The sequence below is a fragment of the Aminobacter sp. Y103A genome (assembly GCF_030294925.1).
GTDB classification, from domain to species: Bacteria; Pseudomonadota; Alphaproteobacteria; order Rhizobiales; family Rhizobiaceae; genus Aminobacter; species Aminobacter ciceronei.
This window is the reverse complement of record NZ_AP017986.1, coordinates 543,246-567,581: the sequence shown is the minus strand read 5'-3', so window position 1 is coordinate 567,581 and position 24,336 is coordinate 543,246. Positions and strand designations below refer to the sequence as shown.

Below are 24,336 nucleotides of genomic sequence, written 5' to 3'. Positions count from 1 at the left end.
CGTCTCCTCCTCACTTGTCCAGGTTCTTGCCCACGGCGCGCATCAGGAAGAAGGCGACGATGTTGGCAAGGATGACCGCGATGATACCGCCGGCCGAGGCGCCGCCGACGTCGTAGCCGAGCAATGCCGTGCGGTAGATCAGGAATGGCAGGTTGGTTGAGGCGTAGCCCGGGCCGCCATTGGTGGTGACGAGGATCTCGGCATAGACGCCGAGCAGGAAGATGGTCTGGATCAGGATGACCACGGTCACGGCGCGCGAGATGTGCGGGATCGTCAGATAGATGAAGCGGCTGACGAAGCCGGCGCCGTCCATCTCGGCGGCTTCCTTCTGCTCGCCGTCGAGCGACTGCAGCGCCGTCAGCAGGATCAGTGTCGCGAATGGCAGCCACTGCCAGGCGACGATGATGATGATCGAAAACAGCGGGTATTGTGCAAACCAGTCGACAGGCTGGGCGCCGAAAAACTTGGCGATGTCGGCGAAGACGCCATAGCCCGGATGCATGATCATGTTCTTCCACACCAGTGCCGCCACCGGCGGCATGACGAAGAAGGGCGAGATGACCAGGATGCGGACGATGCCCTGGCCGAACATCGGCTGGTCGAGCAGCAGCGCCAGCGCGATGCCGCCGACGACGGTGATCAAGAGCACGCCGACGACCAGCACCAGCGTGTTCCAGATCGACTGGAAGAAGGCCGGGTCGGTGTAGAAGAACTTGTAGTTGAACAGGCCGGCGAAGCTGACATTGGCCGGATTGAGCAGGTTGTAGTTCTGGAACGAGAACCACAGGGTCATCGCCAGCGGCACGATCATCCAGATGAAAAGCAGGATCACCGAGGGCGCCATCATCAGGCGCGCCAGCGAGCTGGTCTGTCGAGTAGCCATGGCGATCACCCCGGTTCGGACAGATGAGGTTTCAGGTCACCGAAAGAGGCCGTCCGGACTGGGAGACCGGACGGCCAGGCAGGGAGGATCTGCCTATTTGATGTAGCCGGCGCGGGTCATCTCGCGGACCGCTGCGGTCTGTGCACCGGCAAGCGCGTCGTCGACGCTCGACTGGCCGGCGAGTGCCGCCGAGAACAACTGGCCAACCGTCGTGCCCAGCCCCTGGAACTCGGGAATGGCGACGAACTGGACGCCGACATAAGGCACCGGCTTGACGGTGGGCTTGGTCGGATCGGCCGAGTTGATCGAGTCGAGCGTCATCTTGGCGAAGGGCGCGGCCTTCTGGTACTCGGGGTTGTTGTAGAGCGAGGTGCGCGTGCCGGGCGGAACGTTGGCCCAACCTTCCTTCGAGGCGACGAGGTCGAGATAGCCCTTGCCGGTCGCCCATGAGACGAACTTCTGCGCCGCCTCGGCCTTTTGCGTGCCGGCCGGAATGCCGAGCGACCATGCCCACAGCCAGTTGCCGCGCTTGCCGAGACCGGTGTCGGGAGCAAGCGCATAGCCGACCTTGTCGGCGACCGTCGAATCCTTCGGATTGGAGACGAAGGAGGCAGCGACGGTGGCATCGATCCACATGCCGCACTTGCCCTGCTGGAACAGCGCCAGGTTCTCGTTGAAGCCGTTGGAGGAGGCACCGGACGGGCCGGCGTCCTTCATCAGGTCGACATAGAACTGCAGTGTTTTCTTCCATTCGGGCTGGTCGAACTGCGGCTGCCATTTCTCATCGAACCAGCGCGCGCCGAACGAGTTGGACATGGCGGTCAGGAAGGCCATGTTCTCGCCCCAGCCAGCCTTGCCGCGCAGGCAGATGCCGTTGATGTCGGCGGCGCGGTCGGTCATCTTGCGCGCCGCGTCGGCGATGAAATCCCAGGTCGGCGCGTCGGGCATGGTCAGCCCTGCCTTCTCCATCAGATCCTTGCGGTACATGACGAACGAGCTCTCGCCATAGAAGGGCGCGGCGTAGAGCTTGCCATCAGCCGAAAGGCCACCGGCGATGGCCGGGATGATGTCTGCGGCGTCGTAGTCGGCACCAAGGTTGTCGAGCGGCAAGAGCCACTGCTGCTTGGCCCAGATCGGAACCTCGTAGGTGCCGATGGTCATCACGTCGTACTGGCCGCCCTTGGTGGCGATGTCGGTGGTGACGCGCTCGCGCAGCACGTTCTCTTCGAGCGTGACCCATTCGAGCTGGATGTCGGGATTTTTGGCGGTGAAGTCGTCCGTCAGCTTCTGCATGCGGACCATGTCGCCATTGTTGACAGTGGCGATGGTGATGGTCTCGGCATGAGCGGCAAACGCAAGCGCGCTCGCTCCGCACAGGCCCAGGAAGAGCGTGTTCAGTTTCATCGAATTCCTCCCAAAAGCCAAAGTGAGCATTTGCCTTGGCTGTGGGCAATTATTCATCTGATGTGATTTATGTCAAGCGGGAATCTGGACATGACAGTGCAACCGCCAGTCCGGCGGGCGACGCGCAGGAAAGAATGCCGGGAAATGGCGTAAGACGGCGCACTGAAGCGCGGCACCGGGCAATTCGGAAAAGGACGGTGCTAGCCGGCGAGCAGTGCCGCCGCGGTGCGCTCGTCGGTGATCAGTCCGTTGACGAGGCGGCGGGTGACGGCGGCGAGGATGCCTGGCAGCTTGCGCTCGCCCATGGCAAGCGCCACCACCAGCGAGCGCTCGCGCGACGGCAGCGGTGCCGAGGCGACGCGATCGTTGGTGATGCCTTCGATCAGCTTGCCGTCGCGGTCGAAGGCCCAACCGACGATCTCGCCGACGGCGCCGGCCTTCTGCAGCGCCTTGAGCTCGGCCTCGGTGATGAAGCCGTCTTCATAGAGCGGCGCCTGTGGGCCCATGTCGCCGACGCCGACGAAGGTGACGTCGGCCTGGGCGGCAAGCGCCAGCGTCGGCTGGATAAGTGGCTGGCCATGCAGCATGCGACGCTCGTCGGAAGACGAGGCGATCGCCGGCAAAGGCATGGGAAAGCTGCGCGCCTTGATGGTGTCGGCCATGGTGAAGATGACGTTGTAGAAGGCGGCCGAACCGTCCGGCGAGATGTTGCCGGTCAAAGACACCACCTTGTGCTGCGGACACTCCATCGGCGGCAGTTGCTCGATCGCAGCCTTCAGCGTGCGGCCGGTGCCGATCGCCATCACGATCGGCTCGGGCGAACGCAGCCACTTCTCGATCTCGGCGGCCGCGGCCTGCGCGATGCCGATGGTCGTCGACGACGAATCCGGATCGCTTGGCGTGACCTCGACGAGGTCGAGCGCGAAGCGCGAGCGAAGCTTGGCGGCAAGATCGAGGCAGTTGGCGATCGGATGGTCGACCCGAACTTTGATCAGGCCTTCCGACATGGCGAGCGACACCAGCCGTTGCGCGGTCTGGCGCGAGACGCCGAGCTTGGTTGCGATCTGGTCCTGGGTGTTGCCGGCGACATAATAGAGCCAGCCGGCGCGGGCTGCCTCGTCGAGCCTTGGGTTTTCGCTCCGGGAACTCATGCGTCACGCCTCTTCATCTGACGAGGCAGTTTCGCAGGGTTTTCGGAAATGCGCAATTGCCCTGAAATCGCGCATTTGCTCGGCATCGATTCTGGACAGAACGCGGCAGCCACGGCCACGCCCAGTCGGCGCGGGTCAGTCGGCGCTGGCCGGCGCGGAGGTGTCGACGACCTCGAAGTCATGGGTGATGACGGCGGACTTGGCGAGCATCGCCGAAGCCGAGCAGTATTTCTCGATCGACAGGTTGACCGCGCGCTCGACCTTGGCCGGCGCAAGGCCACGACCCTTGACGACGAAATGCATGTGGATGCGGGTGAACACTTTGGGGTCGGTGTCGGCGCGGTCGGCATCGAGTTCGACGGAGCAGTCCTCGATCGCCTCGCGGCCCTTTTCCAGGATGTGGACGACGTCATAGGCCGAGCAGCCGCCGGCGCCGATCAGCATCAGCTCCATCGGGCTCGGACCAGGCGTCTCGCCACCCGGTTCCTTGGAGGTCCCGAGCACGATCTTGTGCCCGCTGCCCGACTGACCGACGAAGGTGCGATCCTCAACCCATTTGATGCGTGCCTTCATGACGGCGATCCTTCCCTGCAAAAACGTTCCGCGACTGCGGTCAACGTTCATAGCCGGATGCCGGCCGGAGCGTCGAGTATTTGGCCATGAGTGGGGGGCCTTTTGAGCCGGAAAAATCGTCGCGGACGACGATCCGAAACTTGTCCTGCCGAGCGACCGTGTGTTCGAGAGGCTGCGTCGCGTGCAGCCGAAAGTTGAGACGAAAGCCCTGTCGAGTGCCCGTGGAATCCGGCGTTGACCGAGGCAGATCGAAGCCCGCGCCGCGCCACAATTCGACGCATGCAAACTAAATCTTCGATCACGACATTCTGTGCGGAACTTTGCCTGTTCAGGGAAGTTGAGAGGAAGGCAAAAGGTCGAAGTGGTGTTACACTCCCACCGTCTTCGGCATTGTGAGGGTGCCATGCAAACACGTGAAAACGACGTCTTCAATCTCTTCTCGGAAATCTACAGCAGTCAGACGACCGAGGAGATGAGCCTCCAGCAATATCTGCTCGCCTGCCGCGACCAGCCTGCCATGTACGCCACGGCAGCCGAACGAATGGTCGACGCGATCGGCGCGCCGACGTTGATCGACACCAGTGCCGACCCGCGCATGGGCCGCATCTTCGCGAACCGAACAATCAAGGTTTATCCGGCGTTTGCCGAGTTCTACGGCATGGAAGACACGATCGAGCGCATCGTCGGCTACTTCCGCTATGCCGCCCAAGGGCTCGAGGAGCGCAAGCAGATACTCTATCTGCTCGGCCCGGTCGGCGGCGGCAAGTCGTCGCTCGCGGAGCGGCTGAAGAAGCTGATGGAGGAGCGGCCGATCTACACGCTCAAGGTCAACGGCCAGCTCAGCCCGATATTCGAATCACCTCTCGGCCTGTTCCATCCCGAACGCATGGCCGGCCTTCTCGAGGACAAATACGGCATCGCCCGACGCCGGCTGACCGGCCTGATTTCGCCATGGGCCGCCAAGCGGCTCGAAGAAATCGGCGGCGACGTCTCCAAGTTCTCCGTCGTCAAGCTGATGCCGTCCAGGCTGCGGCAGATCTGCATCGCCAAGACCGAGCCCGGCGACGAGAACAACCAGGACGTGTCGGCGCTTGTCGGCAAGGTCGACATCCGCAAGCTCGAGAATTTCAGCCAGGCCGATCCCGACGCCTACTCCTACAGCGGCGGCCTCAACCGGACGACGCAAGGGCTTCTCGAATTCGTCGAGATGTTCAAGGCGCCGATCAAGGTTCTGCATCCGCTCCTGACCGCGACCCAGGAAGGCAACTACAACGGCACCGAAAGCTTCGGCGCCTTCCCCTACCAGGGCATCGTGCTGGCGCACTCCAACGAGTCCGAATGGCTGCAATTCAAGAGCAACAGGAACAACGAGGCCTTCCTCGACCGCATCCTGGTGGTCAAGGTGCCCTATTGCCTGCGCGTCACCGAAGAGCGCCAGATCTACGAAAAGCTGCTGCGCGAGAGCGAACTTGTGAGCAATCCATGCGCACCCGAAGTGCTCGACATATTGAGCCGCTTCACCGTTTCGACACGGCTCGCCGAACATGAGAACTCGCCGCTCTATACCAAGATGCGTGTCTATGACGGCGAGAACCTGAAGGACGTCGATCCCAAGGCGAAGTCGATGCAGGAGTATCGCGACGCGGCCGGCGTCGACGAAGGCATGAACGGCGTCAGCACGCGCTTTGCCTTCAAGGTGCTGTCGGAGACGTTCAACTACGACACCAAGGAGATCGCCGCCGACCCGGTGCATCTGATGTACGTGCTCGAACAGGCGATCAAGCGCGAGCAGTTCCCGGGTGAGATTGAGTCCTCTTACCTGGATTTCATCAAGTCGGAGATCGCGACACGTTATGCCGAGTTCATCGGCCACGAGATCCAGAAGGCTTATCTCGAATCCTACAGCGAATACGGCCAGAACCTGTTCGACCGCTATATCGCCTATGCCGATGCCTGGATCGAGGACCAGGACTACAAGGACCCCGACACCGGCCAGATCCTCAACCGCGGCATCCTCGATTCCGAGCTGTCGCAGATCGAGAAGCCGGCCGGCATCGCCAACCCCAAGGACTTCCGCAACGAGGTGGTGAAGTTCACGCTGAGGGCACGGGCCAAGAACAATGGTCGCAACCCGTCCTGGACGAGCTACGAGAAGCTGCGCGAGGTGATCGAAAAGCGGATGTTCGGCCAGGTCGAGGACCTTCTGCCGGTGATCAGCTTCGGCGCCAAGCGCGACAGCACCACCGAGAAGCAGCATGCTGAATTCGTCGAACGCATGACCGAACGCGGCTACACGCAGCGCCAGGTGCGGCGCCTCGTCGATTGGTACATGCGGGTCAACAAGGCAGGCTGACCGGGAGCGAGCGGGGACCGAAATGCCGAACTTCATCGATCGGCGCCTCAATCCCAAGGACAAGAGCCTTGGCAACAGGCAGCGTTTTCTGAGGCGCGCCCGGGACGAGTTGAAACGGGCGATCAACGAGCGGGTCAGGTCCGGAAAGATCGACGCGGTGGGGGAAGACCAGGTCATCCCGATCCCGCGCAAGGGGATCGGGGAGCCGACCTTTCAACGCGCACCACATTCGGGCCGCCGGGAGGAGGTCCTTCCCGGCAACAAGACGTTTGGCACCGGCGACCGCATCCCGCGCCCGGCCGCCGGCGGCGGCAAGGGGTCGGACCCATCGTCCTCGGGCGACGGCGAGGACGATTTCAATTTCGTGCTGTCGCGTGAGGAAGTGCTCGACCTGTTTTTCGAGGACCTCGAACTGCCCGATTTGGTCAAGCTCAACCTCAAGGAAGTGGTGACATTCCGGCCGCGCCGGGCAGGTTTCACGATGAGCGGCAACCCGACGAGCATCAGTGTCGGGCGCACCATGTTCAACAGCTTCGGCCGGCGCATCGCGCTGCGGCGGCCGCGGCAGGCCGAGATCGACGCGGTCGCGGCGGAGCTCGCCAAGCTGGAGGGTGAGAGGCGGCCAAGCGCCGCCATTCTGCAACGCATCGCGGCCTTGCGCGAGGAGCTTGCAACACTCGCGCGGCGGCGAAAGCTGATCCCCTACATCGACCCCATCGACATCCGCTTCAACCGGTTCGAGCCGCAGCCGGTGCCCAATGCCAATGCCGTCATGTTCTGCCTGATGGATGTCTCCGGCTCGATGGGCGAGCGCGAGAAGGACCTCGCCAAGCGCTTCTTTGTCTTGCTGCACCTGTTTCTCAAGCGGCGTTACGCCAAGACCGACATCGTCTTCATCCGCCACACCCATGAGGCATCGGAGGTCGACGAGGACACCTTTTTCTACAGCACCCAGAGCGGCGGCACCGTCGTTTCCACCGCCCTCGACGAGATGCTGCGCGTCATCCGTGAGCGCTATCCGGCCAAGGAGTGGAACATCTACGCCGCCCAGGCATCCGACGGCGACAACATCCCCAACGATTCAGAAAAGTGCGTGTCGATGCTCGACAGCACGCTGATGCGGCTCTGCCAGTACTACGCCTATGTCGAGATCATCGACGAGCGCGAAAGCGAGATGTTCCGCCACGCCGACAACGGCACGTCATTGTGGAATGCCTACCGCGAAGTCAGTGCCGAATGGCCGAACTTCGAGATGACACGCATTGCCAAGCCGTCCGACATCTATCCCGTCTTTCACGAGTTGTTCGCCAAGGCGCCAGCCCCAGCCAAACGCGGATGAGGATGCAAGTTGGAAAAACGTTCGAAACATTTGCCGCTGCTGTTCACCAGTTCCGACTGGAACTTTGACGACCTGTCGCGCGCCTATGACGCGATCCGCGAGATCGCGGTCAACGAGCTTCGCCTCGACTTCTACCCCAACCAGATCGAGGTGATCTCGTCCGAGCAGATGCTCGACGCCTATTCTTCGATCGGCATGCCGCTGATGTACCAGCACTGGTCCTTCGGCAAACATTTCGTCCACGAGTCCAACCTTTATCGCAAGGGTCGGATGGGACTCGCCTATGAGTTGGTGATCAACTCCAATCCCTGCATCACCTATCTCATGGAAGAAAACACCATGGCGCTGCAGACGCTGGTCATTGCGCATGCGTCGTTCGGCCATAATCACTTCTTCAAGAACAATTACCTGTTCCAGCAATGGACCGACGCTGGCGCAATCCTCCCTTATATGGAGTTTGCCAAGAGCTTCATCGCGCGTTGCGAGGAACGCTACAGCCCGGCTGCCGTCGAGGCCGTGCTGGATGCAGCGCACGCGCTGATGCCGCAGGCAGTGTTCCGCTACCGCCGCCGTCCGCGCCTGTCGGTCGAGCGCGAGCGGGCACGCATTCGAGAGCGGCTGGAGCACGAAGAGCGCACCTTCAGCGACCTGTGGCGCACCCTGCCGCAAGCGGCCGAGGCAGAAGCCCCGCGCGAGGTCCAGACCGACATGTCGGAACGGCAGTCGGCGATCGAGTATCCCGAGGAGAACCTGCTCTACTTCCTGGAGAAAAACAGCCCGGTGCTCAAGCCCTGGCAACGCGAGATCCTGCGCATCGTCCGGGTCATCGCGCAGTATTTCTACCCGCAGCGGCAAACCAAGGTGATGAACGAGGGCTGCGCCACCTTTGTCCACTACACAATCATGAACAGCCTCTATGACAAGGGCCAGATCAGCGAAGGCACCATGCTGGAGGTGCTGCAGAACCATTCCAACGTCGTGTTCCAACCGCATTTCGACGACCCGCGCTATGGTGGGCTCAATCCCTATACACTGGGCTTCAACATGATGCGCGACATCCAGCGCATCTGCACCGAACCGACGGCGGAAGACCGCGACTGGTTCCCCGACTTCGCCGGCAATGGCGACTGGTGCGGCACACTGCTCGACGCCTGGGCGACACACCGCGACGAATCCTTCATCCGGCAGTTCCTGAGCCCGGCGCTGATCCGCGACATGCGGCTGTTTTCGCTGCAGGAAGAATCATCGGACCCCTATTACGAGGTGATGGCGATCCACGACGAGCGCGGTTACGAACGCGTGCGTTCGAGCCTCGCCAACAGCTACGATGTCGGCATGACCCAGCCCGACATCCAGGCAGTGGATGCCGACCTCAAGGGCGACCGCAAGCTGCGCATCAAGCACACCGTGCACAATGGCGCGACGCTGGTCGAGGAAACGCGCAACGAGACGATACGCTACATCCAGCGGCTCTGGGGCCATGAGGTCAGCCTTGTCGGTGTCGATGCCCAGACCGACAAGGTACTCTACGAGGTCTCGTCCAAGGAACTGGGCGAGAAGGCCTGAGCCTATCCTAGGCCAGTGCCGCCTTCATCCTGCGCACGACGCCTGTGTCGGTGTGCTTTGGCCGGAGCGCGACAAAGCCGAGTTCCAGCGCCTTGTCGGCGGGTGCGTCTGATGCCACCGAGCAGGACGAGTGGATTTCGCGCAGCGGTAGCCGCGCCTTGATCGCGCCGACAGTGTCGAGATTGACGCCGGATCCCGGCATGATGACGATGCGGCCTTGCGCATGGTCGAAGCACCTAGCCAGCGCGTCGAGCCCCTTCAATGCCGTGGTTTCGCCGCCCGAGGTCAGGATGCGCTCGAAACCGAGAGCGACGGCGAGCTCGACCGCCTCGCTGAAGTCAGGCCCGGCAAGGTCGAAGGCGCGATGCAGCGTCATGCCGAGCCCCTTGGCCTGGCCGGCCAGGCGCGCAAGTAACTCGTGGTCCAGCGAACCGTCCGGCCTGTTGGCGCCGAGCACGACACCCGCCAGCCCGGCGGCACGCACCGCGTCGATGTCGGCCAGCAGGGTAACAACATCCGCATCGTCAAAGACGAAGGCACCGGGGCGGGTGCGGATCATTGCATAGACCGGGATCGGCGCCTGGGCGGCAAGCGCCATCAGGCCGGGCGACGGCGTGAGGCCGCCGGTTTCGAGCGCCGCGCACAATTCGATGCGGTCGGCACCGCCTTCAATCGCCGCAGCCAGGCTTTGCGGGCTGTCGACGCAGACTTCGAGACGGATTTTCTCAGACATTGGCGAGCTCCTGGAAACCGACGGCTGCGGCGCCGATGAGGCCCGGTTCGGTGGTCAAGGCGGCCTTGACCACCAGCGGGCCTTGCGCACGCCGCAGCGTGCGGCTGCGCACCTGGTTGTCGAGCGCCTCGATCAGCTCGGGCACGTTGGACAGGCCGCCACCAACGGGAACGATGGACGAGCCGATGATGTTCATGGTCAGCGCCAGCGGAACGCCGACGAGCTCGAGATAGATGCCCATGGTGCGGCGCGCCTTCGGCTCCCCTTCGCGCCAGCGGTCGATGACCTCGGTGCTCGACAGCGCGTCACCGCACAGGAAATGATGCAGCTTCTCGACCCCGCGCGCCCCGCCGATGGTGTCGACGCAGCCGACCTGGCCGCAGCCGCAGGTGAAATGCGGGATGTCGACCGGCGGCGTGCCGACCCTTGTGGCAAGCGCCTGGCCGTGGCCCCATTCGCCGGCGTAACCGCCAGCACCGGTGACCAAGCGCCCGTCGATGACCAGGCCGCCGCCGACGCCGGTTCCAAGGATGATGCCGAAGACATTGCGATGGCCGCGCCCTGCCCCTTCAGTCGCTTCCGCCATGGCAAAACAGTCAGCATCGTTGGCGATCCACACCGGCAGGCCGATCTCAGCCTCGAGATCGGCGGCGATGATGCGGCCGTCGACGCAAGGGATGTTGGCGCATTTCAGGCTGCCGGAGGCCGGGTCGACGACGCCGGCGATCGAAATGGCAACGCCCCGTGTTGTGCCGCGATCCAGCGCCACGCGTTCGGCAATGATGGCGGCGAAGGCCGCAAAGTCGTCGAGCGGTGTCTTCACCCGATCGATGATCTCGATTTCGCCGGCCGAGCGCGCCCGGGCGCTTTTTATCGTTGAACCGCCAATGTCGAAGCAGGTAAGCATGAATTCAGTTCCCGGATGGATGAATGCTGCGGGACGTCTGGCCACGGCGCCCGAAAATCAAGACCAAAACTCGCAAAGGCACTTATGGACAGTTCGCGCAAACGACGCACCTCGCCGACCATCGCCGATGTCGCCGAGCTGGCTGGCGTGTCGCGCGCGATCGCCTCGCGGGCGCTGTCGAGCGAAAGCCGTCCCGTCTCCGCCGACAAGCGCGCGCGTGTGCTTGAAGCAGCAGACAAGCTCGGCTTCAAGCCCAATCTTCTGGCCCGCAGCCTGACCACCAAGACGGTCAACCTGATTGCCGTCATCGTCAACCACATCCACGACTTCTCCGACCTCGACCTGTTCGACCTGCTGATCAGCGACATCCAGTCGATCGGCAAGCAGGTGATCTTCCTACGCGTCGGCTCGGTCGAGCGCATCGAGGAGTTCCTGCGCAACGGCGTTGCCTATCATGTCGATGCCGCACTGGTGTTTTCCGACTTCGCCGACGCCGAAAGCGTACGCAAGATGTTCCGCAGCGACGACGTTCTGATGCTCAACGGCATGCATGACGGCTCGTCGCCTTCAGTCGTGCCCGATGAAGCGACCGGCATTGCCGGAGCTGTCGCCGACGCCGCCAGCAAGGGCGTTGCCACCGCAGCGCTTGTGACCGGCCGCGTGTCCTCACCGGTCGAGCAGCAGCGCATCGCCAACTACAAGGCCGAGATGGCCAAGCGCGGCATAAGGCTGGTTGCCGAACTGCGCGGTGATTACTCCTACCAGAGCGGCCGCCACGTCGCGCTGTCGCCTGAATGGCCAACGACCGACGCGGTGTTCTGCACCTCGGATGCGATGGCCATGGGCATCATGGACGTCCACCGCGATGCCTTTCCCGGCAACAGGCCAGAGCGCTTCCGCCTCTATGGCTTCGACAATCTGTCGCTGACCGATTTCGAGGCCTACCCGATCTCGTCGATCGGTTATGACAAGAAGACCTATGTCGGCGAAATCCTGCGCTTCCTGGCGACGCCGGAGCAGTTTGGCAACGGCCATGCCGAGGTGACGGTGCCGACCTTCTTCGTGGCAAGGGCAACGTCCTGAATGCAAAACGGGCAGGCTTCCCGCCTGCCCGCTGCCTCAGCCCTGTCTTACCAGAGCGGGGTCAGTGCCGGCGGGTTGGCTGTTTCGCCCCACCACTTCTTGTAGTTCGTCTCATAAGCGCCGCTCTGGATATAGTCGGAGACGAACATGTCGATCCAGCGGACGAAGCCCTCGTCGCCCTTGGCGACAGCGATGCCGATCGGGTCGTTGGAGTGCAGGCCCGGTAGCGTCACCAGGTTCTCGTTCTTGGTGGCGAGATAGTCGAGCAGCGAGGAGTCCTCGATGGCCGCGTCAACCCGCTTCTGCTGCAGCAGCAGCACGCCTTCAGGCGAGAAGTTGTCGGTATAAACGAGCTCGGCCTCAGGTGCTGCCTTCTTGATGAAGGTCTCGCCGGTCGAGCCGCGGCCGACGACGATCTTCTTACCGGCGAGGCCTTCCAGCGAGGTGATGCCGGCGTCCTTCTGGACGATGATGCGCAGGCCGGCGCGGTTGTAAGGGATCGAGAAATCCACCGATTTGGCGCGCTCGAGCGTCGCCGAGGTGTTGGCAACCGCGATGTCGATCTGGCCCGACACCAGCATCGAGATGCGGGCGTCGCCCGACACGTCGACGAATTCGACCGGCACGCCGAGCTTCTCGGCGAGCTGGGTGGCAACGTCGACGTCATAGCCGACCGGGTTGTTCTGGGCGTCGCGGAAGCCGATCGGCTCGCCGCCAAGCGACACGCCGATGCGCACGGTGCCGCGCTCGCGGATCTCGTCGATCTTGCCGGCCTGGGCAGCACCGGTGGCCGCAAGGCCCACGGCCAGGGCCATGCCGGCGAGTTTCGTGATCAGGTTCTTCATATTCCCTCTCCCTCGGGTTGTTAGGATGTGAACGGTTCGGCGAAGCGATGTTCCGGTTCGGGCAAATCGGTGTCCCAGAACCAGTATTTGATCTGCTCTTCGCAATTCAGGCTGACGACCTTGTGGTTGCCCTTGGCGTCGAGCGCGTGGATGACGACGCCGGCCAAGAAGCCGTCCTTCAGCTCGCGCAGCTCGTCGATGGCAAGGGCTATGGCCTGCTCCAGCGAATGACCGAGGCGCATGGCGAGCACGATGGTGCGCGCGGTGCCGCAGCGCATGGTCATCTCGCCGGTATGGGTGCAAGCGGCGGCGCCGAAACGGCTGTCGGCGTAGAAGCCGGCGCCTGGGATCGGCGAGTCGCCGAGACGGCCGGGATATTTCCACGCCCAGCCCGACGTCGAGGTCACGACATTGAGCCCGCCAAGGCTGTCCTTGGACAGGAATACTGTGGTGTCGCGTACCCGTTCGGGGTCGGTGATGGTGCGGCTGAGCGGCGCGAGCGCGATGTCGGGGAACTTCGCCAGCTCCTCCGGCGACAGTTCCTTTTCGAGCCGCTGCCACCAGACACGCTTGCTGTCTTCGTAGAGCGTTTCGTCGACGCCGAAGCCGATCTCGGTGGCGAAGCGGCGGGCGCCGTCGCCGGTCAGCATGACGTGCGGCAGCCTCTTCATCACCTCATGGGCGAGCGCTGCCACCGGGATGGTGTCGGGCACCGCACCGACCGAGCCCACTTCGCGCGTCGTGCCGTCCATGACGCCGGCGTCGAACTCCATGCGGCCGAGCATGTTCGGCCAGCCGCCGAAGCCGACCGACCGGACCTTGACCTCGCGCTCGACCTCGCTGATGCCGGCAACCATGGCATCGATGCCGTGGCGGCCAGCCTTCAGAAGTTCGACGCTCTTGGAGAAGCCGGGCCAGGCCTCGGAATTGGCAAGCAGGATCATTTCAGTCTTTACGCATCTTGGAGAGGAACTGGGCCACGCGCGGCAGGGCCATGCCCGTGGCGGAGAAGAAATCTTCGGTCGGCAGGTCGGCGATGAGCTGGCCCTTGTCGAGGAAAGCAATGCGCGACGAAATGGAGCGCGCAAACTCGATCTCGTGGGTGACGAAGACCATCGTCGTGCCGCCCTTGGCGAGATTGGCCAGGATCGACAGCACCTCCGACGTCATCTCGGGGTCGAGCGCGCTGGTGACCTCGTCGAGCAGAAGATAGCTCGGCTTCATCGCCAGCGCCCGGCAGATGCCGACGCGCTGACGCTGGCCGCCTGACAGTTGGGAAGGATAGGCGTCGGCACGCTCGGAAAGCCCGACTGAATTCAACAGCTCGCGCGCCTCTGCCTCGGCCTGCTTGCGCGGCACCTTCAGCACCTCGACCGGGGCAAGTGCCACGTTCTGCACCGCAGTCATGTGCGGATAAAGATTGAACAGCTGGAACACGGTACCCGAACGCTTGCGCGCCTCGGCAAGCTCGCGCGGCTTGGAGACGTCAAAATTGTCGACAGTGATCTTGCCGGCGTCGATCTTCTCCAGGCCGTTGATGCAGCGGATCAGCGTCGACTTGCCCGAGCCGGACGAGCCGAGCACCGAGACGACCTCGCCTTGGCGGATCTCGAGGTCGATGCCGTTGAGGACAGTGGCGGCGCCGAAGGATTTGCGCAGGCCGGTGATGCTGATCATTTACAGACCCTTCCAGGCGGTATGGGCGCGAAGCCGCTTCTCGAAGCGCGCGCCGGCATAGGTCACCAGCTTGGCGGTGAGGTAATAGAGCAGGCCTACGGCGGTCCAGACGATGAACGGCTTCAGCGTGCGCAGGTTGAGAATGTTGCCGACCTTGGTCAGATCCATCACGCCGATGACCGAGATCAGCGAGGTGACTTGCAACTGGTTGACCAGAAGGCCGGTCAGCGGCCCGATGGCGAAGGCTGTCGCCTGCGGCGCGATCACCCGGCGCAGGATCTGCCAACGCGTCAGGCCGAAGACCCGCGCGGCCTCGATCTGGTCGCGACCGACCGACTCGATGGCCGAAACGGCGATGACGTAGATGAAGGCGGCACTGTTGCCCGAGAGCGTGATGACGGCGGCTTCGGTCGGCGTGACGTTGATCTTGAGGAACGCCGGCAGGCCAAAGAACACCAGGAACAGTTGCACCAGGACAGGCGAATTCTTGAGCAGCTCGGCGACGAAGGTGACGAGCTGTATCAGCACCGGCACGCGGTAGAAGCGGACCACCGCCCATGCGGTGCCGATGACGAGGCCGATCAGCGTGGTCGAGACGAACAAGGCCAGCGAAACGCCAAGACCCTGCAGCAGCAGAATGATGTCGAACGGCGTGAAATCCCCGTAGCGCATCAGACGGCTCCCTCTTCCTGGTGACGGTTGAGGTAGCGGTGCAGCATGCCGATCAGGATCGAAACGGCATAGGTCAGCGCGGCGTAGGCGACGAGCAGGACAAAATAGACCTCGAACGGACGGAAGGTGTTCGATGCGACGATCTTGGCGGAGCCGGTCAGTTCGTTGAGCGTGATCGTCGACAGGATCGACGAGGTCAGGATCAGGTTGATGAAGACCGAGCCCAAAGGTCTCACCGAGGCGCGCAGGGCAATCGGCAGAATGATCTTGCGGAAGATTGTGATCTTCCTCAGACCGCTGACCTGCGCTGCCTCGATGACGCCCGGGTCGATTGCCAGGATGCCCGAGCGAATGACGTCAGAGGTGAAGGCGCCGCCGGCGATCGACAGCGCGACGACGCCGGTGGTGAAGGCGTCGATGTAGATGCCGATCTCGGGCAGGCCGAAATAGAAGAAGAACAGCTGCACGATGAACGGGATGTTGCGGAAAATGTCGATATAGACGGCAGCCACCCGGTTGAGCAGCGGCGACGCCGAGGTGCGCATCGCGCCAACGACAAGACCCAGCGCCAGCGAGCCGACGACGGCAAGCGTGCAGGCCTGCAACGTCAGCCACGCCCCTTCCAACAGGAAGGGGATATGCTTGGCAAGGATCGACAGGTCGAACTTCAAGCGGCATGTTCCCCAAAAGTGAAACCGGTTTCACTTTGCAAAACGGCTGAAGCGATGTCAACGCCTCGACAGGCTGAGTTGCAGTTTTTTCATCGGGGAACGTCCCGCCGAGAGCCTCGGTTCGCCGCCCCTGCGACCGGCCGGTGGGACAATGTCTCAACTCTTATGTGTTCGGTTTACAATTTGTTAGGGGCGCTGCCTCGTTTGCGACCAATCGTCATTTTAGCAACCGCTCATTAACCGACACACGTCATCCTTTTTCTACGCATCGGGGACTACCACTGTGAAAAGTATCGTCGCGCTGATCGCGCTATCGGCGTCGTTTGCCTGTACGCTTGCTGCCCAGGCCGGAACGACCATGGAGACCAAGGGTAAGGCTTTTGCGCCGCCCGCATTCGCCTCGTTCTGCGGCCGTGAGCCGGGCCTGTGCAGCACATCCGGCGGCAGCAAGGTTGTTGCCTTGCACGCCGACCTCAAGTCCGAGCTCAAGCAGATCAACCGCGCCGTCAATTCGCGCATCAAGGAACGCAACGATATCGGCGATGACTGGCGCGTGCCGGTTTCATCAGGCGATTGCGAGGATTTCGCGATCCTGAAGAAGCGCGAATTGCTGAAGCGCGGCTGGCCCGGTTCGGCGTTGCTTTTGACGGTGGCGCGCTACCGCGGCCAGGGCCACACGGTGCTGACGGTGCGCACCAACGAGGGCGACCTGATCCTGGACAACCTGACCAGTTCGGTCCGCGACTGGTCCAGCACGCCCTACAATTATTTCGCGCGCCAGGCTCAGGGCAACGGCCGAAGCTGGGAACGCATCGGCGGCGCCAAGCCGGTCACCTCAACCGCCGTGGGCGGCTGACCCAACCGAGCCTCTCCGCTCTAGCAGGATGGTCGGCTCACCGTGATAGGTGGTCCGGCCGGTCTCGCGGTAGCCGTTCTTCTCGGCGACCCGCAACGACGCACCGTTTGCCGGATCGATGATGCAGACGGTAGGGCCGGCAAAGCGGCTGTCGGCCCAGCGCACGAAGGCCGCGACCGTCTCGCTGGCGATGCCCTTGCCGTGCATGTCAGCGACAAAACCCCAGCCGGCCTCAGGGATACCTTCTATCGAAGGCGTGATGTCACGCTTGAGATCGTGGAAACCCGCTTCGCCGATGAAGCGGCCCGTCGCCTTTTCCTCGATCGCCCAGAAACCGTAGCCGATCAGCGACCATGAACCGGCATGACGCAGGAAACGCTGCCAGCTTTCCTCGCGTGTGCGCGGCTTGGCGATGAAGCGCGTGACGACCGGATCGGCCCACGTCCCGGCATAGGCATCGAAGTCTTCAAGCCGATGCGGCCGCAGCACCGTTCGCTCGGTCTCGATGACGGGAATGTCGGCAAGGGAAAAGGCGGCCATCGTCGATCTCCATGGACAATGGCAGCGGGTCTAGCACAGATGGCTGGCAGAACAGCAGGCCAGAACCCGGTGACGCTGTCCGCCAGTGGCCAACCTGTCCTAGTCCGAGAAATGGAACGGCCCGGGCTTCCTCGTGGGGTCTTATCCGAAACCGTCCCTGCTTTCGGAACCATGCTCTAACCGTGCCAGGCCATCCGCATATAGACGTCGCCACGATCGAGCTCATCCAGCATCTGGTCGAGCCGCTTGCGGCGGGTCGTCGCCAGCTTGGCGCGATCGATCCAGCCAAGATAATCATTGCGCTGGTAGTCTGGCCGCCCCTCATAGGCGCCGACCAAGCCACGCGAGACGAGCTCGTTGCGGATCCAGTCGGGCATCGGATTGATCTGTCGTGTCAGCGCCATGGTTGAAACGTGTATTTCCTCAGTCTCTTCGTCAATTCGACAAGTGACAGACAGCTGACATTTGCTGACATCTGCCTCGTCATATGCTTGCCCTACGTCCGTTGCTAAGGTGCCGCGGTCGAGTCGCATCACGAGGCACTGATGACTGACCTTATCCTGACCATCATTCACCACCTCCTGGCATTCTCCCTTGCGGGCGTGCTCGCTGCCGAGGTGATACTGGTTCGCCCCGGGCTCGGCCGGCGCAATCTCGCACTGCTCGGACGCATCGACGCGGTCTATGGTGGACTTGCAGCACTGCTGGTGCTCATCGGCGCGTCGCGTGTCTATTTCGGGCTGAAGGGCTGGGAGTTCTATATCTACAACCCGACCTTCTGGGCCAAGATGGTGGCGTTCGCGGCCGTAGGCCTGCTGTCGATCGCACCGACGATCCGTATCGCGCGCTGGCGTGGCGCCGGCGGTGGCGAGGCTTATGTCGTCCCGGATGCCGAGATTGCCAGGGTGCGCAACTTCCTCAAGGCCGAGATCGCTGTGTTCGCGCTGATCCCGATATTTGCGGCGGCGATGGCGCGCGGCTACTGAGCCGCCACTTCGGCTTCGGCGACCTCGATCGGGTCGATGTCGTCGAGAGGCACCAGCGGCGCCGGTTCGCTGGTCGACTTTTCAGGCGACTTGCAGATATCGGCGATGACGCAACGCCAGCAGTCGGGCTTGCGTGCCTTGCAGACATAACGGCCATGCAGGATCAGCCAGTGATGGGCATGGCGCATGAACTCGTCAGGGATGATCCTGACCAGCGTATCTTCGACCTGCTCGGGCGTCTTGCCAGGTGCCAGACCGATGCGGTTGCCGATGCGCAATATGTGGGTGTCGACGGCCATGGTGTGTTGACCGAAGGCCATGTTGAGCACGACATTGGCGGTTTTGCGGCCAACGCCGGGCAGCTCGACGAGCTGGTCGCGGTTGTCGGGCACCGCACCACCATGATCACGGATCAGCACCTCGGACAGGGCGATCGCGTTCTTGGCCTTGTTGCGCCACAGACCGATGGTGCGGATGTGCTGGCCCACGATTTCCTCCCCCAGTGCCAGCATCTTCTCGGGCGTGTCGGCGATGGCAAACAGCGCGCGCGTCGCCTTGTTGACGCCGGCGTCGGTCGCCTGCGCCGACAGCACCACCGCAACCAAAAGCGTGAACGCGTTGACGTGTTCGAGCTCGCCCTTCGGCTCCGGCCGCTGGACCGAAAAGCGGCGGAAGATCTCGCGCACTTCGGCCGCCGAATAGAGTGAACGGCGGCGCGTGGCGCGTGGATTGGCTGCGGCACCGGACGTGCGGCCTTTCGGCAGGGCCTTGGCCTTATCTTTGGGCTTGGGGTTTTTCATCGCCCCTCTATAATTGTCAGGCATGAGCGAGACAAACGCCACTTTTGCCGCCGACGAGCCATTCTTCAAAGCGTTGCTTCTGCCGCACCGCTCGCTCGGGCACACCGGATTCCTGATCTTGATGGGTACGCTGACCTTTGGCTGCATGGTCACCGGCGCCATATTTCTCAGCCACGGTGCGTGGCCGATCTTCGGCTTCCTCGGCCTCGACGTCGTAGCCCTTTATGTCGCCTTCCGCCTCAATTATCGCGCCGCGCGCGCCCGAGAGGAGGTCAGCGTCTCCCGCACCAGCCTCGACATCCTCAAGACCGCCCCGTCGGGCAAGTCGGAGCAATACCATTTCAATCCGTTCTGGGCGCGATTCGCAGTTTCCCGTCATGACGAGATCGGCATCACCGGCATGGCGGTCGAGACGCGTGACAACAGCGTGGCGATCGGAAGTTTCCTCAACCCCGATGACCGCGAGAGCTTTGCCACGGCTTTTTCGCGGGCTCTTGCAACCGCAAGGAGCAGATGAGCAGGAATCGGGTGGGAAATACCCACAGCCAACGCGACATTGGCGTCCAAGGAGATCAAGCCATGAACGCCCAGACGCAAATGAAACCTGTCGCCACGCTGCAGCACGACATCACGCCGACCGGTTCGGAGTATGAGACTGTGCGCCGGGTGATCGAAAAGATCAGCCTCGACTACCGCGACCAGCCGTCGCTCGAGACACTGGCCGCCGAGGTCGGCGAGACACCGACAAGCTTGCAGAAGCTGTTCAGCCGTTGGGCCGGCCTGTCGCCGAAAGCCTTCCTGCAGGCGGTGACGCTCGACCACGCCCGCAAGCTGCTCGACGACGGCCTGCCGCTGCTCGAAACCTCATTCGAGGTCGGCATGTCGGGGCCGGGCCGCCTGCACGACCTGTTCGTCACCCATGAGGCGATGTCGCCGGGTGACTACAAGACACGTGGCGCCGGGCTCACCATCCGCTACGGCTTTCACATCTCGCCCTTCGGCGTGGCGCTTGTCATGGTCACCGACCGCGGCCTCGCCGGCCTGTCCTTCAACGACGCCGGCGAAGAGCGCGCCGCCTTCGCCGACATGTCCGGCCGCTGGCCGAACGCCACCTATGTCGAGGACATGAGTGCAACGGCCCCTTATGCCGCACACATCTTCGACCCGACGCGCTGGCGCCAGGATCAGCCCTTGCGCGTGGTCATGATCGGCTCCGACTTCCAGGTGCGGGTGTGGGAGGCGCTGCTCAAGATCCCGATGGGTCGGGCCTGCAGCTATTCTGCGATCGCCTCGGAAGTTGGCTCGCCCAAGGCAAGCCGGGCGGTTGGCGCGGCGGTCGGCGCCAACCCGCTGTCGTTCGTCGTGCCCTGCCACCGGGCGCTCGGAAAGTCCGGCGCGCTGACTGGCTATCACTGGGGCCTGACACGCAAGCGGGCTATTCTGGGCTGGGAGGCGGGGCAACTGACCGCTGCGGACGCGAAAACAGCCGTGGCCCGAACAGGTTGATGCAAAGTCCGGCAATGACAAGACTGGAAGCCACCAGCTTCCAGTCTTGTAGTGGCTCGCCCAGCAGCACCGCCGAACCGAGGAAACCGAACACCGGCACAAGCAAGGTGAAGGGCGCAACGGTCGAAACCGGATAGCGCGCCAGGAGCCCGCTCCAGGCCGCAAAGCCGAACAGCGTGGAGAGATAGACGATATAGGCGATCGAGCCGACCGACACCCAGTCGAGCCCGGTGAAGCTGCTGACGAAATGCTCGGGGTCGAGGACCAATGCCACGACCAGCAGCGGCGGCAAGGCGAAGAGGCTGCCCCAGACGACGAGGCCGAGCACGTTGGGTGCCGTGGCGGCACGCTGCGAAATCTGCTTGGAAACGACGTTGCCGCCGCCCCAGGCAGCAGCCGCTGCGATCAGCAGCAACAATCCGACCATGGTCACGTCACCACCGACATGCAGCCCAACCAGCCCGACGCCGCTAAACGCCAGCGCAGCGCCGGCCAACTGCCAGGGTGTCGGCCGCTCGCCGAGCAGCAGCATCGACAGGCCGACGGTGAAGAACACCTGCAACTGCAGGATCAGCGACGACAGCCCCGCACTCATGCCGATCTTCATCCCCGTGAACAGCAAGCCGAACTGCAACGCAAAGATCAGCAGGCCATAGGTAGCGATCATCGACAGCGGCACGTTCGGGCGCTTGATGAAGAAGACCCACGGGAAGGCAGCCAGGAAGAAGCGGGCGACGCCGAGGGCCAGCGGCGACACCTGCTTGAGGCCGATTTTGATGATGGCGAAGTTGACGCCCCAGATCAGAACAATGCTCAGGGCGAGCAGCAGATGGCGCGGGCGCATGCTTCAATTTTCCTGACGCTATCGATCAAATATTTGAATTTATTAACTTTTTATCCTATACGATGATGACCCGGAGGGAAAGACCTGCCCATTGCGCCGGCTTCGGGTTTCATCTCTGACCACGGTCGATCGCACTCGTTGGCGAGAAGTGCGTTGAGGCGGCTGATGGACTATTGGTTGGTGGAGCGGCATGATCCGCAGATTCGGAAGGGGACGCCCATGCCTGCAAAATTTGAAAACACGACCAACACACCGAACCTGATCAACGTGCATATCAACGCGCTGGAACCGGGGAACCTTATTGTTCGTCTTGAGTATGTGACCTCCCAGGAGCATATTGAGCGGGTTCGTCGTGGAGAGGCCACGGCTGAGAGTGTGGAACTTCTGATAAAGCCGCACCAGGCACGGAAAATCGCAGAAGGCCTCGTCCGCCAGGCGGACCTGATCGAAGCGTCAAAGCAACCCAGTGGCGGCTCCAAGCAGTAGCACCGATCTGCACATGATGACGGCCCGCCTCCGGCGGTGACGAAATCGTGTTTTCGTCTTGGCTCCTTGAAGGTATCGAGTTCCAGGCGACGCTTTTCAAGCTCAATCCAATCAGCTGGTTCGCCAATCTTCATTGGTTGGTTGAGCCTGGCTAACTCGCGCCCGCTGCTGTTGGGTCAACTGCGGGCCTGACGCCGCATAAGCTCGTATGCTTGTGCTGCGCGCCATTGGCGAGATTATATCAGCCATCGATCATATTGTTTGAAAGAGACTGCGATAAAATCTCGCCATGCTTAGTCGACGAGCATATTCTTGCTGCTGTGGACCATAGTCACCTCACGGCTGGCTCGGCCGTAACGCACAGATACTTGACGGGATGGCCGCTCAATTCGAGAAAATAATTTGCTGCGATAAAACAATTTATAAAAAATACTTTAATTCAACACAGCAAACGAGATTGACGCCGCGTCGAAAATCTCGAATCCATGTAGAATAAATTATATGCATACAAACGAACTTTTGGTCAGAGTTTGGCGTTAATATCAAATTAACCATACTGGATCACCGTCGCCTCCAGGACAGATGCATTTTTTGCGGTCCCGGAGAACAGAATGAAATACTGCATTCTCACTGCAGGTCTTGCCGTAGCGGCTTACTCTATTGCCCAGCCGGCGCTCGCGGCCACCGGCAACGTCACCTTCAACGGCACTGTCGCGGCAATCTGCACGCTGGTCGTCACCAACGGCAGCGGCACGATGACGGTGAGCCCAGACCTGCAATCGTTGAGCTCGCACAATGCCGGCGGCGTGGCCGGCACTATCACGGCCACCACAACGGGCAATGTCGCGATCAGCATTGGCGCGCCAACTGCAATCACCGTGCCGCCGGCCGATGTCACCCCGATCACCTGGGCGCCGACCTATTCGGTGGCAGGTGCCCATACGGTTGCGGAAACAGGGGCCTCCTCCAACCTGTCGACGCCCGGCGTCGACACCGTCACCGTCCACCTCACCGGCACCAAGACCGGCTCCGACATCTTCGCCGCCGGCAACTATTCGGCCACCGTCACGGTCACATGCCAGTAACGCCTGCGCAGACAGGAAAGACAGGGAGAGCTTGATGCTACGCAGTCTGGCAATTCCATTTCTCGGAATGGGTCTGGCGGCCAGCCCCGCGTCCGCACAGTCTATGTCGCCGATGCGCGGCGAAGTGACGAGTTTCACCGATGCCTTCGCTGTGCGGGTGTTTCCATCCAACCCCTACAACAAGAAGATCCGGATCGATGTCCGGGTCTACGACCAGAACTTCCAGCCGGTCGACGCCAAGATAGCGCCCGACAGTTTCATGCTGGGGGCAGAGGCGTCACGACCGGTCCTCGTGGTCGTGCCGTTCGACGGCAACAATGAGCGTAAAGTGCGTATATGTACGGAAAGTGTGCCATTTCCAAATGAACAGACGCAGATCAAGGCTCAAATATGCGGAAAATTCCTCGGACAGCGGCGTTTCTGACGCTCACGAGCCTCGCCGCATTGACGCCTTGCGCGTCCTGGGCAGAGGACGTCTACAATCTCAACCAGAACCAGAGCGGCTTCTCCTTGCCGGGCGTGACATTGCCGCAAGGCCAGGACGAGGTGCGCGCCGCGGATGGCACGACCTGCCGTTCGGCCGTATCGGGCAGCGGCGCCTATCTCGATGTCGGCGTGATCCAGGGCAACAACCGCGAGAACAACGACATCGCCACTTATGGCCGCGTCGTCATCCCGATCGGGCGCACGCCGAAACGGCTCGACTGCTCCAAACTTTATGAGCTCGAAGTGGCGCGGCTGCAGATGGAGCTGAAGCTGCTCAAGATGGGGCTGGGTGCACCCGGCGGAGGCGATGTCACCGGCTCGGTGCAGCATTCCAAGGCGGGCTGGGCAGACAGCGGCTGGACCGATGGCAAGACGCCGCCACCAAAACAGACGGGGCAGTGACCATGCGCGCCGGCGCTTCTGTCCTGGGGATCTTGAGCCTCTGGCTCACCGCTGCGCCTGCGCAGGCGGCGATCATCGGCACCTGCACCATCAACGTCCAGACAACGGGCACGCTGTCGCCCAATCCGACGATCAATGTCTTCGGCTCCAGCCAGGCCGGGGGCTCGGCCGCCTCGGTGACAGTGACAACCAGCTCGCTATTGTGCTCGATCCTGAACCTGCTCGACTGCTATGGCCTGTCGGCACCCGCCCCGGTCAACTTCCTCTCGGCGCCAAGCGGCGGCGATGCCAACGTGACCTTCGCCTCCACCTACACGGTGGATAGTGTGACTTATGGCGGCAGCACGATCACGCGGGTGTCAAACGGAACCAGGATCATCCCGGTGAACCTGACAGCCACCAAGTCGACCGGCATATTCCCGGCCGGCACCTACCAGGCCCAGGTCGTCTTCCGCTGCGAATGACCAGGCACCATCTGGCAAGCGACC

General features: G+C 62.5%; 28 protein-coding genes. 13 read left to right on the top strand and 15 right to left on the bottom strand.

Annotation, left to right across the window (positions count from 1 at the left end; all coding sequences use genetic code 11):
* Positions 1–10: 10 nt before the first annotated feature.
* From Amn_RS02715 to Amn_RS02700, 4 genes are all read right to left on the bottom strand, one after another.
* A complete protein-coding gene (locus tag Amn_RS02715) occupies positions 11–883 on the bottom strand; it encodes a carbohydrate ABC transporter permease (protein WP_067965772.1) in 873 nt (290 codons plus the stop codon).
* A 93-nt stretch (positions 884–976) separates the two neighbouring features.
* Positions 977–2,287 carry an ABC transporter substrate-binding protein gene (locus Amn_RS02710; protein ID WP_154384584.1) on the bottom strand — a complete coding sequence of 437 codons (1,311 nt, stop codon included), beginning with the start codon at positions 2,285–2,287 and terminating at the stop codon, positions 977–979.
* A gap of 200 nt (positions 2,288–2,487) precedes the next feature.
* Positions 2,488–3,438: a sugar-binding transcriptional regulator gene (locus Amn_RS02705; protein ID WP_067954795.1), complete on the bottom strand. Its 951-nt coding sequence runs from the start codon at positions 3,436–3,438 to the stop codon at positions 2,488–2,490.
* 135 nt (positions 3,439–3,573) lie between these two features.
* Positions 3,574–4,011, bottom strand: coding sequence for an OsmC family protein (locus Amn_RS02700; RefSeq protein WP_067965774.1), 438 nt, complete (start codon positions 4,009–4,011; stop codon positions 3,574–3,576).
* Positions 4,012–4,414: 403 nt separating this feature from the next.
* Here Amn_RS02700 and Amn_RS02695 point away from each other — a divergent pair, with 403 nt between their 5' ends.
* Genes Amn_RS02695 through Amn_RS02685 form a run of 3 tightly spaced genes read left to right on the top strand, consistent with a single transcriptional unit; the run spans position 4,415 to position 9,269 of the window.
* A complete protein-coding gene (locus Amn_RS02695) occupies positions 4,415–6,364 on the top strand; it encodes a PrkA family serine protein kinase (protein WP_286294480.1) in 1,950 nt (649 codons plus the stop codon).
* Between the two features lie 22 nt (positions 6,365–6,386).
* Positions 6,387–7,703, top strand: a complete 1,317-nt coding sequence (locus Amn_RS02690; protein WP_067954800.1) for a YeaH/YhbH family protein — start codon at positions 6,387–6,389, stop codon at positions 7,701–7,703.
* Between the two features lie 9 nt (positions 7,704–7,712).
* Positions 7,713–9,269, top strand: a complete 1,557-nt coding sequence (locus tag Amn_RS02685; RefSeq protein WP_286294479.1) for a SpoVR family protein — start codon at positions 7,713–7,715, stop codon at positions 9,267–9,269.
* 7 nt (positions 9,270–9,276) lie between these two features.
* Here Amn_RS02685 and Amn_RS02680 read toward each other — a convergent pair whose 3' ends face one another.
* Positions 9,277–10,002 (bottom strand): copper homeostasis protein CutC, encoded by a 726-nt coding sequence (locus tag Amn_RS02680; RefSeq protein WP_067954803.1) that lies wholly within the window; start codon positions 10,000–10,002, stop codon positions 9,277–9,279.
* Complete coding sequence (locus Amn_RS02675) at positions 9,995–10,909, bottom strand: ROK family protein (RefSeq protein ID WP_286294478.1); 915 nt, start codon at positions 10,907–10,909, stop codon at positions 9,995–9,997. Before Amn_RS02675 ends, Amn_RS02680 begins: the two co-directional genes overlap by 8 nt.
* 84 nt (positions 10,910–10,993) lie before the next feature.
* On the opposite strand from Amn_RS02675, the gene Amn_RS02670 reads away from it, so the two are divergent.
* Positions 10,994–11,992: a LacI family DNA-binding transcriptional regulator gene (locus tag Amn_RS02670; RefSeq protein ID WP_067954807.1), complete on the top strand. Its 999-nt coding sequence runs from the start codon at positions 10,994–10,996 to the stop codon at positions 11,990–11,992.
* Positions 11,993–12,039: 47 nt separating this feature from the next.
* Here Amn_RS02670 and Amn_RS02665 read toward each other — a convergent pair whose 3' ends face one another.
* Genes Amn_RS02665 through Amn_RS02645 form a run of 5 tightly spaced genes read right to left on the bottom strand, consistent with a single transcriptional unit; the run spans position 12,040 to position 15,857 of the window.
* Entirely contained in the window at positions 12,040–12,837 is a 798-nt protein-coding gene (locus tag Amn_RS02665) for a transporter substrate-binding domain-containing protein (RefSeq protein ID WP_154384579.1), read from the bottom strand.
* Between the two features lie 20 nt (positions 12,838–12,857).
* Positions 12,858–13,781: an isoaspartyl peptidase/L-asparaginase gene (locus tag Amn_RS02660; protein ID WP_067954815.1), complete on the bottom strand. Its 924-nt coding sequence runs from the start codon at positions 13,779–13,781 to the stop codon at positions 12,858–12,860.
* Between the two features lies 1 nt (position 13,782).
* On the bottom strand, positions 13,783–14,514 hold the full coding sequence (locus tag Amn_RS02655) for an amino acid ABC transporter ATP-binding protein (RefSeq protein WP_067954817.1): 732 nt from the start codon (positions 14,512–14,514) through the stop codon (positions 13,783–13,785).
* Complete coding sequence (locus tag Amn_RS02650; RefSeq protein WP_286294477.1) at positions 14,515–15,186, bottom strand: amino acid ABC transporter permease; 672 nt, start codon at positions 15,184–15,186, stop codon at positions 14,515–14,517.
* Positions 15,186–15,857, bottom strand: coding sequence for an amino acid ABC transporter permease (locus tag Amn_RS02645; protein ID WP_067954822.1), 672 nt, complete (start codon positions 15,855–15,857; stop codon positions 15,186–15,188). Before Amn_RS02645 ends, Amn_RS02650 begins: the two co-directional genes overlap by 1 nt.
* Before the next feature lie 283 nt (positions 15,858–16,140).
* On the opposite strand from Amn_RS02645, the gene Amn_RS02640 reads away from it, so the two are divergent.
* On the top strand, positions 16,141–16,713 hold the full coding sequence (locus tag Amn_RS02640; protein ID WP_067954824.1) for a transglutaminase-like cysteine peptidase: 573 nt from the start codon (positions 16,141–16,143) through the stop codon (positions 16,711–16,713).
* On the opposite strand, the gene Amn_RS02635 is transcribed toward Amn_RS02640, so the two are convergent.
* Positions 16,693–17,253: a GNAT family N-acetyltransferase gene (locus tag Amn_RS02635; protein WP_286294476.1), complete on the bottom strand. Its 561-nt coding sequence runs from the start codon at positions 17,251–17,253 to the stop codon at positions 16,693–16,695. The two genes, Amn_RS02640 and Amn_RS02635, sit on opposite strands and share 21 nt — an antisense overlap.
* Positions 17,254–17,429: 176 nt before the next feature.
* Positions 17,430–17,657 (bottom strand): YdeI/OmpD-associated family protein, encoded by a 228-nt coding sequence (locus Amn_RS02630; RefSeq protein ID WP_067954828.1) that lies wholly within the window; start codon positions 17,655–17,657, stop codon positions 17,430–17,432.
* Between the two features lie 141 nt (positions 17,658–17,798).
* Here Amn_RS02630 and Amn_RS02625 point away from each other — a divergent pair, with 141 nt between their 5' ends.
* Positions 17,799–18,239, top strand: coding sequence for a DUF2214 family protein (locus tag Amn_RS02625; protein WP_263005227.1), 441 nt, complete (start codon positions 17,799–17,801; stop codon positions 18,237–18,239).
* Here Amn_RS02625 and nth read toward each other — a convergent pair.
* A complete protein-coding gene (gene nth / locus Amn_RS02620) occupies positions 18,233–19,039 on the bottom strand; it encodes an endonuclease III (RefSeq protein ID WP_286294474.1) in 807 nt (268 codons plus the stop codon). The genes Amn_RS02625 and nth overlap by 7 nt on opposite strands.
* Positions 19,040–19,061: 22 nt before the next feature.
* On the opposite strand from nth, the gene Amn_RS02615 reads away from it, so the two are divergent.
* Both Amn_RS02615 and Amn_RS02610 read left to right on the top strand, forming a co-directional pair.
* Positions 19,062–19,556 (top strand): DUF2244 domain-containing protein, encoded by a 495-nt coding sequence (locus tag Amn_RS02615; RefSeq protein ID WP_286294473.1) that lies wholly within the window; start codon positions 19,062–19,064, stop codon positions 19,554–19,556.
* Between the two features lie 62 nt (positions 19,557–19,618).
* The gene (locus tag Amn_RS02610) at positions 19,619–20,545 is read left to right on the top strand and encodes a methylated-DNA--[protein]-cysteine S-methyltransferase (RefSeq protein ID WP_154384573.1); all 927 of its coding nucleotides are present in this window, start codon (positions 19,619–19,621) and stop codon (positions 20,543–20,545) included.
* Here the strand turns inward: Amn_RS02610 and Amn_RS02605 are convergent.
* The gene (locus tag Amn_RS02605; protein ID WP_286294472.1) at positions 20,475–21,389 is read right to left on the bottom strand and encodes an EamA family transporter; all 915 of its coding nucleotides are present in this window, start codon (positions 21,387–21,389) and stop codon (positions 20,475–20,477) included. The genes Amn_RS02610 and Amn_RS02605 overlap by 71 nt on opposite strands.
* A 165-nt stretch (positions 21,390–21,554) precedes the next feature.
* Here Amn_RS02605 and Amn_RS02600 point away from each other — a divergent pair, with 165 nt between their 5' ends.
* The 5 genes from Amn_RS02600 to Amn_RS02580 all read left to right on the top strand — a co-directional run bounded on the left by Amn_RS02600 (position 21,555) and on the right by Amn_RS02580 (position 24,312).
* On the top strand, positions 21,555–21,875 hold the full coding sequence (locus Amn_RS02600; RefSeq protein ID WP_286294471.1) for a hypothetical protein: 321 nt from the start codon (positions 21,555–21,557) through the stop codon (positions 21,873–21,875).
* 611 nt (positions 21,876–22,486) lie between these two features.
* The gene (locus Amn_RS02595) at positions 22,487–22,960 is read left to right on the top strand and encodes a hypothetical protein (RefSeq protein ID WP_263005335.1); all 474 of its coding nucleotides are present in this window, start codon (positions 22,487–22,489) and stop codon (positions 22,958–22,960) included.
* 34 nt (positions 22,961–22,994) lie between these two features.
* Positions 22,995–23,384: a hypothetical protein gene (locus Amn_RS02590; protein WP_067954844.1), complete on the top strand. Its 390-nt coding sequence runs from the start codon at positions 22,995–22,997 to the stop codon at positions 23,382–23,384.
* Positions 23,351–23,848: a hypothetical protein gene (locus tag Amn_RS02585; protein ID WP_067954846.1), complete on the top strand. Its 498-nt coding sequence runs from the start codon at positions 23,351–23,353 to the stop codon at positions 23,846–23,848. The genes Amn_RS02590 and Amn_RS02585 overlap by 34 nt, the downstream gene beginning before the upstream one ends.
* A gap of 32 nt (positions 23,849–23,880) precedes the next feature.
* Positions 23,881–24,312 (top strand): hypothetical protein, encoded by a 432-nt coding sequence (locus tag Amn_RS02580; protein WP_246790358.1) that lies wholly within the window; start codon positions 23,881–23,883, stop codon positions 24,310–24,312.
* Positions 24,313–24,336: the final 24 nt, after the last annotated feature.

Excerpts from the sequence above, each read along its gene's own strand:
- Amn_RS02705 (WP_067954795.1), bottom strand. The coding sequence starts at position 3,438 with ATGAGTTCCCGGAGCGAAAACCCAAGGCTCGACGAGGCAGCCCGCGCC.
- Amn_RS02710 (WP_154384584.1), bottom strand. The coding sequence starts at position 2,287 with ATGAAACTGAACACGCTCTTCCTGGGCCTGTGCGGAGCGAGCGCGCTT.
- Amn_RS02700 (WP_067965774.1), bottom strand. The coding sequence starts at position 4,011 with ATGAAGGCACGCATCAAATGGGTTGAGGATCGCACCTTCGTCGGTCAG.
- Amn_RS02695 (WP_286294480.1), top strand. The coding sequence starts at position 4,415 with ATGCAAACACGTGAAAACGACGTCTTCAATCTCTTCTCGGAAATCTAC.
- Amn_RS02595 (WP_263005335.1), top strand. The coding sequence starts at position 22,487 with ATGAAATACTGCATTCTCACTGCAGGTCTTGCCGTAGCGGCTTACTCT.
- Amn_RS02680 (WP_067954803.1), bottom strand. The coding sequence starts at position 10,002 with ATGTCTGAGAAAATCCGTCTCGAAGTCTGCGTCGACAGCCCGCAAAGC.
- Amn_RS02615 (WP_286294473.1), top strand. The coding sequence starts at position 19,062 with ATGAGCGAGACAAACGCCACTTTTGCCGCCGACGAGCCATTCTTCAAA.
- Amn_RS02670 (WP_067954807.1), top strand. The coding sequence starts at position 10,994 with ATGGACAGTTCGCGCAAACGACGCACCTCGCCGACCATCGCCGATGTC.
- Amn_RS02660 (WP_067954815.1), bottom strand. The coding sequence starts at position 13,781 with ATGATCCTGCTTGCCAATTCCGAGGCCTGGCCCGGCTTCTCCAAGAGC.
- Amn_RS02610 (WP_154384573.1), top strand. The coding sequence starts at position 19,619 with ATGAACGCCCAGACGCAAATGAAACCTGTCGCCACGCTGCAGCACGAC.
- Amn_RS02650 (WP_286294477.1), bottom strand. The coding sequence starts at position 15,186 with ATGCGCTACGGGGATTTCACGCCGTTCGACATCATTCTGCTGCTGCAG.
- Amn_RS02690 (WP_067954800.1), top strand. The coding sequence starts at position 6,387 with ATGCCGAACTTCATCGATCGGCGCCTCAATCCCAAGGACAAGAGCCTT.
- Amn_RS02665 (WP_154384579.1), bottom strand. The coding sequence starts at position 12,837 with ATGAAGAACCTGATCACGAAACTCGCCGGCATGGCCCTGGCCGTGGGC.
- Amn_RS02635 (WP_286294476.1), bottom strand. The coding sequence starts at position 17,253 with ATGGCCGCCTTTTCCCTTGCCGACATTCCCGTCATCGAGACCGAGCGA.
- Amn_RS02630 (WP_067954828.1), bottom strand. The coding sequence starts at position 17,657 with ATGGCGCTGACACGACAGATCAATCCGATGCCCGACTGGATCCGCAAC.
- nth (WP_286294474.1), bottom strand. The coding sequence starts at position 19,039 with ATGAAAAACCCCAAGCCCAAAGATAAGGCCAAGGCCCTGCCGAAAGGC.
- Amn_RS02715 (WP_067965772.1), bottom strand. The coding sequence starts at position 883 with ATGGCTACTCGACAGACCAGCTCGCTGGCGCGCCTGATGATGGCGCCC.
- Amn_RS02675 (WP_286294478.1), bottom strand. The coding sequence starts at position 10,909 with ATGCTTACCTGCTTCGACATTGGCGGTTCAACGATAAAAAGCGCCCGG.
- Amn_RS02655 (WP_067954817.1), bottom strand. The coding sequence starts at position 14,514 with ATGATCAGCATCACCGGCCTGCGCAAATCCTTCGGCGCCGCCACTGTC.
- Amn_RS02605 (WP_286294472.1), bottom strand. The coding sequence starts at position 21,389 with ATGCGCCCGCGCCATCTGCTGCTCGCCCTGAGCATTGTTCTGATCTGG.
- Amn_RS02585 (WP_067954846.1), top strand. The coding sequence starts at position 23,351 with ATGCGGAAAATTCCTCGGACAGCGGCGTTTCTGACGCTCACGAGCCTC.
- Amn_RS02625 (WP_263005227.1), top strand. The coding sequence starts at position 17,799 with ATGACTGACCTTATCCTGACCATCATTCACCACCTCCTGGCATTCTCC.
- Amn_RS02590 (WP_067954844.1), top strand. The coding sequence starts at position 22,995 with ATGCTACGCAGTCTGGCAATTCCATTTCTCGGAATGGGTCTGGCGGCC.
- Amn_RS02600 (WP_286294471.1), top strand. The coding sequence starts at position 21,555 with ATGGACTATTGGTTGGTGGAGCGGCATGATCCGCAGATTCGGAAGGGG.